This window comes from Streptomyces sp. NPDC001156 (assembly GCF_053598275.1).
The window spans coordinates 1-10,043 of sequence record NZ_JBSFJX010000259.1; the positions used below are offsets into that span (position 1 = coordinate 1).

Genomic DNA, 10,043 nt, shown 5'->3' on the forward strand with positions numbered 1-10,043 from the left:
CGCGGAACCAGCGATAGGCGGTGTGCGGGTGCACACCGTTCGCCTTCGCCCACTCCTTGAGGTTCATTCCTCCAGAACCCTACACTCACTCAAAGGCTTTAATAGGCACTAAAGTTAACTCGATCCGAAGCAGCTCAGCACCCCAGGTGACGGCGAAGAAAGAGCCCGACGACCTACTCGGCACCGCCCAGGTCGCAGCCCTCCCTGGCTAGAGCACCACCGCCCCCTTCTCCAACGCCCTCTCCCAAGACCACATCCCCGAACTACCCGAACCAGCCACCCTCGAGAGGGAGGAAGGCAGCCGCGACCGCATCGAGGCCCGCGCACTTCATCATCTGCAGCGTGAGGCGCTGCCGGCGCAGCGATTCGACCAGCGTCGTGCGCTCGTCACCCAAGCTCGGTCCGTGCTCCCGCAGGTCGTCATCGGACGGCCTGTCGTCCGTGGTGAACATATCGGCTCGGCGACTCGTGGCCATGGCCGCATGGTCAGCGCCGCCAGGCCACCCGACAAGCGAATTGTCGGGTGGTTCAGTCACCGCCCTGGAATCGCTCCGTCCACCAGGGCCGCCAGCGGGAGTCCAGTTCGGCCAGCTGGGCGTCGTCGAGGTCGTAGGTGCTCAGGATCGCCATGGCCGCGCCGTTCGGCTTGCTGGGTGATGGGTCCGCACTGGACACGATGAGGAGTCCATTGCCCCAGGCGTCGACCGTGATACCGAGTTGGTGGCCGGAGCGGAACCACATGTCCCCTGCGACGTCCTCGCCGAGCAGATTCTTCTGGAACGGGGTGCCCGCGGCGACGTCCGCGAGGTCGAGTGCGTCGATGAGGTGCACCGCGTTGACATTGCCGCCGACGAACGAGAGTGTACGGCGGACGGCGCCGGGGTGGCGCTCGACGGCGAACTTCAGCTGCTGCAGGAAGGTGACCCAGCCATCGGTGACGTCGTCGTAGTAGGCGTCCCAGTCCGGGTTGTCACCACGGGGGGCGCGGGTGAGCGTCACCCGGGTGCCCTCGCCGTGCGGTTCGAGCCTGAATTCGTCGCCACCGTGCAGTGTCAGCGTGCGTGCGGAGGCGTTCTCCACCGTGTCGGTGAAGAAGATCAGGTCGATCTCGCCGTGCAGGCCCTCGTAGTCCCAGCCCATCCAATGCCGGATCTTGTCCTTGGACCGCAACGCATCCCACACCACGTCCACCGGCGCCGCGATGGTGACCTCGATCCGCGGCCGTGCGTCGTCACTCATCCGATCCTCCTTCTGTCACGGCGGGAGCCGGGTGGCCGAGGGCGACCATCCGGTACGGGCGGCCGTCGGCGGAGTCGTAGCGCTCGACCACCTGTCCCACCGCGGCCGCCAGCTCTTCGGTGAAGGCTTGCACGTCGCTGGGCCGGGCGAACCGCACCGCGGTCTCCAGCGTGAAGGTGAGCAGGCGCTTGTCCGCCTGTGCGGCCCCAGTCTGCATACGCGCGACGTCCCGCACGGTGGTCGCAGCCACGCCGACCAGGTGCTCGGCCGCGTACTGGTCATCGATCCTGGTGAACTCCCCGGCCACCACGGTCGGGTCCACGACGAGCGCGCCCGGCCGGGTGCGCAGGATCCGCTCGACGCAGCCGCGCCGCGGCCGTTCCTCGACCAGCTCGACCAGACCGGCCTTCTCCAACGCCTTCAGGTGGTAATTCAGCCGCTGCCTGGGCAGCTCCAGCTCGGCGGCGAGCTGGCTGGCTGAGCTGGGTGTTCGCAGGCGCTTGAGCAGGTCGCGGCGGACCGGCGACAGCGCGGCACGCACCCGATCCGGCGAGTCGACATAGGTGAGGGCCATGGCCCCATCATCGAATTGACAGTTTTTTCTGTCAAATAGCTTTGCGCGATGTTGGTAGGGAGGCTTACACGAGCCCGGCCAGCCGATACACACGTGCGAACCCGCGACGGCGACGTTGAGGGCTGGTGCCGGTGCCCACCATGGGTATCTCGACGGCAAGATCGACCGGTTCGAGGGCTTCCGCCCGTTACGGCGTGCGGCTCGGCGCTTCGAGGACGGCAGCGGAGGGTTCGCCGGGACGTCCCCGCGCGCCTGGAGGTAGGGAAGAAGCCGGAGACCGTCGACAACCGCCTGGCCACCACCGTGCTGATCCCGCCGCGGCCGACTCCTGCTCGGCGTCGAGCGATTGCACCATCGCTGCGTGCCGGCGGCCGGTGAGCTGGGGGTGATGAAGTCCAGCGGAGTCCGGCGCGGCACGGACCACCTCAGGTGACGAACTCGCACGCCATCGCGATCACGGCACGTGCCGCAGCACTGAGCGTGCGCTCGGACGGCACGGCCAGGGACATCGGCCAGTCCAGGTCGGCGCCGTCGACGGTCAGCGCGGCGACGTTCTCCGCGTCGCCGAGGGCGAACCATGGCAGCAGCGCCACCCCCAAGCCGTTTCGGACGTAGGCCACGCCGGTGGCGAGTTCGGTGATCTCGATGACGACGCGACGGGCCACGGAGGCGGCGGCGAAGGCCCGATCGGCAACGGCCCGGTTGCCGTAGCCCAGGGCAGTCGACGAAATCCAGGCCGGCCAGTTCGGTAATCGGCGCGGTGCGGCGTTTCGCGAGCGGATGGTCGGCCGGCACGACGAGGTCGAGCACCGAGGTGGTGAGGTCGGTCAGCGTAATGCCGGTCGGGCGCGGTCCGGGCAGGGAGACGAAGGCGAGGTCGAGCCGCCGTTCGAGGAGGGCGTCGATCAGGCCCTGGCAGAGCCGGAGGGGGCGGCGCTGGTCTGCAGTAGCACGCCGGGATGACGCCGGTGGAACTCGCCGAGAAGCGGGCGCAGTCGGGCCCTCATCGTCGGGCAGCAGCAGGTCGACGCCTCGGCACCTGTGATGCAGCGGCGATCCGCGACGGATGCAACGAAGCTCCGGTTGACGGGGGTGACCTACCACGTCGCCGACAACCAAAGCCTCGTTGCTGCCAGTCTGCTGTACTCCCCCGAGGGAGCCCCGACCGGTGTCGGCCGGGGCCACCTGAGTTCCGTTGCACGCTCAGCCGCTCACCAGCGAGCAGTTGCCCTGCCGCCTGCGCGATGGCCCCTCGACCGCGGGCAAGGTAGGGGCGGGGATCGGCGAGGTCCGGCTGGGCTGTCAGCGCGTCGCGGACCGCGCGGGTGAAGGCGATGCCGAGTGCGGTGATTGTCCGTCGTTGACGGCGTGATGTCTGGCGACGCCGACACCTTGTTGCCCTGCATCTGGGTGATATCCGTGTTGTTGTGGCCGATCTTCGGGTTCCCCGTGCCGGTGCCGGGTTCGTGTGGGAGGCCACCGGCGCCGACGGCACCAGCGGCCAAGGCAAGGAGCCGTACGGCAGCCGGATCGAGGCCGCCACCCATGCCCGAGCCTTCCTCGAGCGGCACGCCACGGCGTGCGACCACAACGCGGTGCACGCCGGTTGCACCGAGCCTCACCGGAACCGCAACGGTGAGTAAGTGCCACAGCGGCGCCCGGCATGGATGCCGTCACCCCATTACGGGCTTATTGTCCGCTTATGGGTGACGTGCGGTGCGCCTGGTGTAGTGTCTCGCTGCCCGGGGTGGCACGGCCCAGGCGCCGGTACTGCGGGCCGGCGCACCGGCAGGCAGCCTGGCGTGCACGGCGCGGTGGCAGATGGGTGCGACGGCCCGTGCCGCGATGGCCGCGGCGGGCGCGGATCTGCTGCTGCAGGTGCAGACGGCGGCCGAGCGAGCGTGCGAGGACGGCGGAGCGGGCTGCTGCACTGCCGCGGTGGCCCGGGTGCCGGAACTGTCGGAGCAGCTGGTACGTCTGGCCGTGGCGGCGGACCGGCGGGCCGGAGCGAGCTGGGCTCAGATCGGAGCGCATCTGGGCATGATTGCCAGGCGGCCCGCGGACGTTTCGCGCGCCGCGCCGGGGCGGCCAAGTGGGTGCACGACGGGGGTGAGCGCGGTGCGCCGGCATGAGCGGGGGCGGGTTACGAGGCTGGGGCGGCTGGTCGGGCTGTCCGCCGCCTGGTCAAGGACACCGACACGGCGGTCGGCATGTTGTACGTCCTGCCGCCGCAGGACCAACTCCTGCACCTGACGGCCCTGTCCGGGCTGCCCCGCAGGCTTGCCGCCCCGTGGGTGCGGATGGGGGTGGACGATGCGGCGCCGGTGGCCGAGGCCGTGCGGGAGCGGCGCCTGATCTGGCTGAACAGCCCAAATGAGATGACCCGGCACTATCCGCGGATCGGTCTCGTCGCCCCGTACGACGTCCTGGTGGCGGCCGCACCGCTCGAATGGGACGACGTGGTGCACGGTGGGGTCTTCCTGCTGTGGCCGGCCTGGCACCCCCCACAGATGAGCACCCGTGAGCATAAGGCGCTCGATGTCTTCCGCCGGCGGGCGGGGCAGCTGCTGGGACAGGCTGCCCGAAACGGGCGTCCGCTGCTTCCTGAGTCGGAGCCCGTGATGCTGCCCGCGGTCCGTCCCCGCGAGCCGGGCCGGGCCGAGGCCCTGGCCGCCTACGACTTCGCCGAGCGGCTGCCCGTGGGCTGCTGCTCCCTGGATCTGGACGGAAGGATCACTTTCCTCAATACGACCACGGCCGAACTCCTCGGCGCCGGCGATCTGCTGGGCTCACGCCCCCGGGAGCGGTTGCTGTAGCTGGGCGAAACCGCCCTGGAAGACCAGTACCGGGCCGCGGTGATAAGCAAGCAGCCCACCGCCTTCACCGCACTCAATCCCCCGGACCAGTGGCTGTCGTTCCAGTTGTGCCCCGCAGCCGACGGCATCAGCATCAACCTCACCCCACTCCCGCGCGAACAGACCGCCACCGAGGCCGAACCATGCCGCACCGCCCCAGCCGGCGCGCCCGGGGCATCGGCGCTGTATCACCTCATGCATCTGGCGGCGACCCTGACCGAGGCGGTGAGCGTGAAGGACGTGGTCGACCAGGTCGCCGACCAGCTCATCCCCGCCTTCGAAGCCAAGGGCTCGTCCTCTTGGCAGCCGAGGACGGACGCCTGTGCGTCCTCGGCTCACGCGGCTACGACACCGTGTTCCTGGAACGATTCGAAGGCGATTCCCTGACCTCCCCTACCCCGCCCGCACAGGCCATCCGCGCCCAGACCCCCGCCTTCTTCGCCAGCTTCACCGACTTCCAGCGCGCCTACCCCGAGGCGCCCCGCTACGAGGACCGCGACGCCTGGGCCTTTTCGCCCCTGATCACCTCCGGCCGCGCTGTCGGTCTCCTCGTGCTGTCCTATGACCGGCCCCATCCCTTCCCCGTCGCCGAACGCACCGTACTGACCTCACTGGCCGGACTGATCGCCCAGGCCCTGGACCGCGCTCGGCTCTACGACGCCAAACACCACCTCGCCCGCACTCTGCAGACCGGCCTGCTGCCCCAGGAACTACCGGACATCCCCGGCCTGCAGGTCGCCGCCCGCTACCTGCCAGCCGGCCACGGCATGGACATCGGCGGCGAGCTTCGACGAACTCATCCGCTGCACCGTTCCTAGTCAGTGAGCAGGAGTGAGTCGTGTACCCAATCCTGGTCAACTGGCGCATCCCGAACGGTGGTGGATGCACTGGTCTCCCGCGTTCGCGCCGCGTCCGGCGACACGGATCGTGTCCGTGGTCCTGGGATGCGGGGGCGGGTTCCCTCACGCCCTGGGGTGCCGTGTCCGGCCTGGGCGGTCCGATGCCCCACATGATCGCTCTGGTCGTGTGGGGGCGGTGCCGTCCGTCGCCGGATGCGGTGCCCGAGGGCGCGCCTGCCGATCGCGATGCTCGCGGCCTCGTGACGGCTGGTCTTCCTGGTCTTGGTGGTGAGGGGTTTTTGCCAGTGCTGGGCGCCCCACCTGCTGGTGTAGGCCGGGTCGACGGCGATGATGGTGATGCCGAGTTCGGCCGCCATGCTGACGAGCCGGGCCCGCAGCTTGGACACGGGCATGCCGGAGATCAACCGCCGAAACCGCCTCCGGCGGCCGTGCTTCTCCCGGGTTTTCTCCGCGCCGAGGTCGAGGTCTTCGATCGCGATCGACACCCCGTGGCGTTTGGCCCAGTGCAGGAGCCGGATCAGTGCGTGCCGTACCTGGGCATCCCGGTGGTCCGCAGTGCCGGACAGGTCGTAGAAGAACCGGCGCGGCTCGCCGCACGGGTTGCCGTGCTGATCGAGGCGCCAGGCGGCCAGGTGGTCGGCGTTCGTATCGACACCGATCACACCGCCCGTGCGGGCGTCGGACAGGGGGACGGTGGTGACCGGCGGGATCGTCCAGGACGCGGTGAGGTACCAGCGCATGCGCTGCACGTCGTAGTGGATGCGGTAGGCCACGGCCCGGTTCGTGGTGATGCGGTCGGCCCACTCGTCGCTTCGGTGGTGGAAGACCGCGGTTGAGGCGAGGACGTACCGGCCGTGCGGGGCGTTGGCCAGGTGCGCAAGCGGGACGGGGAGCTTGAGGGAGATTTCGCCGTCCCGGGTGACGCGGATCGTCTCGTTCCCCAACCGCTTGCCCGACTCGCCGTCCGCCTGCAGGAACCAGCGCGATGCTTCCCAACGACGCCGCCACGCGTGCCCGGCGAGCTGCGCCGCCTCGAGGTGGTGTCGGGTGGTGAGCAGGCGTTTGCCGCCCCGCACGACCCGCACCCGCCCCACCTCGTGATCGGCCCGCTCCCGCTCCAGTCGGTCCTTCAGCAGCTGCAGTCGCCGGGTCTTTTGGAACCACTCCTGCCGGGTGCGGTATCCGCCCGGCGCCCGCTTCGAGCCCTTCTCGCCCACCGGCAGCGACAACCGGTTGGCGATCGTCTTGATACCGGCCTCAAGGCTGTGAATGTGCGCGAGCTGGGCACGCCGGGACAGCGCCCACTGATCGTGCGTGGCCTTCGTGATCGAACCGGCCCACCGCGAGGACGACGCGTCGGTCAGGGCCCGCTTGCGCCCCGCCCACGTATCCGCGGAGTGCTCCAGGCCCTCAGCGCACCGGCGTTTGAGATCCCTCGAGGCCAGCGACCCCAGATGCGCGCCGACCAGACGTAACACCTGCTCGTCGTCCGGCGTGAGGGCCTTGAGGCGGGTGCGGATCGCCACGCCGGACGGGCCGACGGCCACGAAGGGGGCAGCGATCGTGCGCAGCGACTCACCACGCATCGATGCACCCCCCTCCCCAACACGTGATCGGCAACAGGAAGAACGCTACCGGCCCGCACTGACAGTGCCCGCCAAGCGCCGTGCGCGCTGCACCACCAGGCGCGATCACGAGCGTCTGCCCACCGAAGGGACGCTGAGCCCACCGCCGTGAGCGGAGGCGCACCACCGGCCAACGGCCGGTGCATCGGCCTGCCCCCTTCGTACGTCTTGGAGCCCTCTTCTTCATGCCTGCGCTCAAGCGGATCACTGCTGCCCTGCACTCGGACCTGATCGGTGGCCTGTTGCTGATCGGCGCCACCGTCGTGGCCCTGGCGTGGGCCAACTCGCCGCTGCCTGGCTCCTACGAGGCCGTGAGCTCCTTCCGCCTCGGCCCCGCAGCCCTGCACCTGGACCTGCCGCTTCGGACATGGGCGGCCGACGGCCTGCTCGCGGTGTTCTTCGTCATCGTCGGCAACGAACTCAAGCAGGAAATCGTGCACGGTGAACTGCGCGACCCACGCCGCGCCATGCTGCCCATCGCGGCCGCTCTCGGCGGCGCAGCCGTGCCCGCCCTGGTCTTCGTCGCCGTCAACGCATCCTCATCCGGGGAGGCAGTCGGCGGCTGGGGCATCCCCATGGCGACCGACCCGGCCTTCGCCGTCGCCATCCTTGCCGTGGCCGGCCGACACCTGCCCGCCCGCCTGCGCACGTTCCTGCTGACCCTGGCGACCGCGGACGACATGTGCGCCGTCCTCGTGCTCGCCGCCGCCTACACCACCGGCCTGAACCTCGTCGCGCTGGGCTGCGCGGCAGTCGGCCTGGTGCTGTTCGGTTTTCTCCAGAACGGATCCGGCCGGGCGGTGACCCGGGTGCGGGAGACGGTGCCGGGATGGCTGCTGCTCGGCCCGCTCGCAGTCCTGGTCTGGGCGCTGATGCACGCGTCCGGCGTGCACGCCACCATCGCCGGTGTCGCGATGGGCCTGCTGATGCGCACCCGTATCAGGCATACCGAAGCCGTCTCGCCCTCGCACCGTGCTGAGGAGATCCTGCGCCCCTTCTCGGCCGCCGTCGCGGTGCCGGTGTTCGCACTGATGGCCACAGGAGTGTCCTGGTCGGGAGCCGAAGGCTTCTGGCAGAGCACCGTCACCTGGGGCGTGCTGAGCGGGATGCTCGCCGGCGAGTTCCTTGGTGTGTTCGGCGCATCGTGGTGACGGCCCGCTTCGCCGGCGCGCACCTCAATCCGCTGCTTGCCTGGCCCGACATTGCCGGACTCGGCGTGCTGGCCGGGATCGGCTTCACCGTCTCCCTGCTCTTCGCGGAACTCTCCAACGACGCCCACCTCACCCAGGCCAAAGGCGCCATCCTTCTCTCCTCCGCCGCCGCGTCGCTGCTGGCCGCGCTGATCCTGGGTCGCCGCAGAAAAGGATCATCGGTGGAGTCTCGCGTGCGTGGCTGTAGTGGGGCACCGCCGAAATGCGCTGATCAGGGTTTACATCCCGACAGCGAAGATCCTTTCCCGTGACCAACAGGATCGTTTCTCACTTCCCAGATCACTGGCCCCTACGACGATCCCGAGGCGATCATGCGGACCTTGCGACACGCCGTCGGCGACGACGGCTTCCACTTCACCCTCGCCTTCACCGAGTAGCCGCGGCGGCGTCGGCTGTTCCGGGCGCGCCGGTAACCATCCGGGGCGCGTGAGCCGGCAGACGATCACCCCGGCGGGTGACGCGCCGGGGTGGGCGACGTCACCGGGCAGAAAAGGCCGGCGGGGGTCGAGCGCCGTACCGCCGCCGTCATGGATGCGACAGCGTGAGCAGACCACCGCCGAGAGCTCGGTTGAGGGGGAGCTGGCGGCTGTCGCGGCCAGCGCGTGCTGAACATCCTGCATCTTGGTTCGTTCGACCGCTTGACCGACTGCCGTGGCCAGCGTGGTCAGTGTTCCGGGCTCGGCGACAATGTCCCTGCGCTCGACGGCGTCGGCACGCGCGGGCTCGGGGTCCGCGAGGTCGCTGCGGGTCATCGCAAGCACGGCATGCCGCACGCCGAGCGCGTCGAGGATCGCCAGGTGTGCGAGAAGATTCCTCACGCTCCGTGCTCGAGCCGACTGAGAACAGCAAGCGCCGACGATCGGGCAAGAATCAGAGCAGGTCAGGGCCGCGGCAGTAAAATGAGGCCAGCAGCAGCGCCAACGGCAGTTGGGCGGCGGAAGAGATGGAACGGTATGGGCCCATCCCGCCGGGGTCGAAACGTCTTCCCCTCGCAACGCGGGAGAGAGAACCGCTGTTGGTTTCGGCGGCCGAGAGTGTTGTTGGCGAATTGGGCGCGGCGGCCGCGACGGTCTACCTCAAAGTGCCGGACACCCTGGAGCTGCAGTCTGCTGTCGTGGCGGTGACCGCCACGGGAGTGGGAGCGCCCGAACGTATACCCCTGGATGACAGCAGCTGGCCGTCGTCACGGGCGTGGCGGTCGAGCCGTGTGGAGACCGCGGACTCTGTGGACATCACGGCAAGCCGCCCGGACCTGACAGCCTTCGCACATTTCCCACTGCAGGCCGCGGCCGCGCCGCTTTTGTCGCCGACCCGCCGCTTCGGGACGCTGTCGGCTTTCTGGCTGCCCGTAGGTGGCGAGATCGCTGAGTCGAAACGGGAGCGACTGGCCGTCGCGGCCTCGTCGCTGGCCCGTGACCTGGACCGGTTGGCCGATCATGGGACATCGATGGTTCCACCCCTGGTACCGCACGTGGTCGCCGTAGAAGGTGAGGGGCGGGCGCCGAAAGCATGACCTCATCAGCCTGTCCGCTCGTCTACCATCTGCACAAACTCGCCACGCTCCTGGCAACGACGGTTCACACCCAAGTCCATGTGGCGCGTTGCCCGCGCCGTGGTGACGGCGCGAAAATCGGTCGCGGGTGCCGCCCGCGTCTGACGTCGCTTTCCTCTTGGTCTGG

At 69.5% G+C, this 10,043-nt stretch carries 11 protein-coding genes and 2 pseudogenes; 6 read left to right on the plus strand and 7 right to left on the minus strand.

The window, feature by feature from the left end; all coding sequences use genetic code 11:
* Window positions 1–263 precede the first annotated feature (263 nt).
* From ACWDA7_RS46185 to ACWDA7_RS46205, 5 genes and pseudogenes are all read right to left on the minus strand, one after another.
* The gene (locus ACWDA7_RS46185; protein WP_450613341.1) at window positions 264–476 is read right to left on the minus strand and encodes a hypothetical protein; all 213 of its coding nucleotides are present in this window, start codon (window positions 474–476) and stop codon (window positions 264–266) included.
* A gap of 52 nt (window positions 477–528) precedes the next feature.
* Window positions 529–1,239, minus strand: a complete 711-nt coding sequence (locus ACWDA7_RS46190; RefSeq protein WP_450613343.1) for an SRPBCC family protein — start codon at window positions 1,237–1,239, stop codon at window positions 529–531.
* Entirely contained in the window at window positions 1,232–1,813 is a 582-nt protein-coding gene (locus ACWDA7_RS46195; protein WP_450613356.1) for an ArsR/SmtB family transcription factor, read from the minus strand. The genes ACWDA7_RS46190 and ACWDA7_RS46195 overlap by 8 nt, the downstream gene beginning before the upstream one ends.
* Window positions 1,814–2,238: 425 nt before the next feature.
* Window positions 2,239–2,595: a LysR family transcriptional regulator substrate-binding protein gene (locus ACWDA7_RS46200; protein WP_450613358.1), complete on the minus strand. Its 357-nt coding sequence runs from the start codon at window positions 2,593–2,595 to the stop codon at window positions 2,239–2,241.
* Window positions 2,594–2,998 (minus strand): annotated as a pseudogene (locus ACWDA7_RS46205) (hypothetical protein); the annotation flags it as partial. The pseudogene ACWDA7_RS46205 and the gene ACWDA7_RS46200, both read right to left, overlap by 2 nt.
* Window positions 2,999–3,240: 242 nt before the next feature.
* On the opposite strand from ACWDA7_RS46205, the gene ACWDA7_RS46210 reads away from it, so the two are divergent.
* The 4 genes from ACWDA7_RS46210 (at window position 3,241) to ACWDA7_RS46225 (ending at window position 5,486) form a co-directional block, all read left to right on the plus strand.
* Window positions 3,241–3,456 (plus strand): hypothetical protein, encoded by a 216-nt coding sequence (locus ACWDA7_RS46210; protein ID WP_450613344.1) that lies wholly within the window; start codon window positions 3,241–3,243, stop codon window positions 3,454–3,456.
* Window positions 3,457–4,023: 567 nt separating this feature from the next.
* The gene (locus ACWDA7_RS46215) at window positions 4,024–4,629 is read left to right on the plus strand and encodes a hypothetical protein (RefSeq protein WP_450613346.1); all 606 of its coding nucleotides are present in this window, start codon (window positions 4,024–4,026) and stop codon (window positions 4,627–4,629) included.
* A gap of 39 nt (window positions 4,630–4,668) precedes the next feature.
* The gene (locus ACWDA7_RS46220; protein WP_450613348.1) at window positions 4,669–5,055 is read left to right on the plus strand and encodes a hypothetical protein; all 387 of its coding nucleotides are present in this window, start codon (window positions 4,669–4,671) and stop codon (window positions 5,053–5,055) included.
* Window positions 4,968–5,486, plus strand: a complete 519-nt coding sequence (locus tag ACWDA7_RS46225) for a GAF domain-containing protein (RefSeq protein WP_450613350.1) — start codon at window positions 4,968–4,970, stop codon at window positions 5,484–5,486. The genes ACWDA7_RS46220 and ACWDA7_RS46225 overlap by 88 nt, the downstream gene beginning before the upstream one ends.
* On the opposite strand, the gene ACWDA7_RS46230 is transcribed toward ACWDA7_RS46225, so the two are convergent.
* Window positions 5,483–7,114: an IS200/IS605 family accessory protein TnpB-related protein gene (locus ACWDA7_RS46230; RefSeq protein ID WP_450613352.1), complete on the minus strand. Its 1,632-nt coding sequence runs from the start codon at window positions 7,112–7,114 to the stop codon at window positions 5,483–5,485. The two genes, ACWDA7_RS46225 and ACWDA7_RS46230, sit on opposite strands and share 4 nt — an antisense overlap.
* Before the next feature lie 224 nt (window positions 7,115–7,338).
* Between ACWDA7_RS46230 and ACWDA7_RS46235 the strand changes: the two are divergent.
* A pseudogene (locus tag ACWDA7_RS46235) lies at window positions 7,339–8,615 on the plus strand (Na+/H+ antiporter NhaA).
* On the opposite strand, the gene ACWDA7_RS46240 reads toward ACWDA7_RS46235, so the two are convergent.
* A complete protein-coding gene (locus ACWDA7_RS46240; protein ID WP_450613360.1) occupies window positions 8,583–9,182 on the minus strand; it encodes a hypothetical protein in 600 nt (199 codons plus the stop codon). The pseudogene ACWDA7_RS46235 and the gene ACWDA7_RS46240 overlap by 33 nt on opposite strands.
* 197 nt (window positions 9,183–9,379) lie before the next feature.
* On the opposite strand from ACWDA7_RS46240, the gene ACWDA7_RS46245 reads away from it, so the two are divergent.
* Window positions 9,380–9,877 (plus strand): hypothetical protein, encoded by a 498-nt coding sequence (locus tag ACWDA7_RS46245; protein WP_450613354.1) that lies wholly within the window; start codon window positions 9,380–9,382, stop codon window positions 9,875–9,877.
* The last annotated feature ends 166 nt before the right edge of the window (window positions 9,878–10,043 follow it).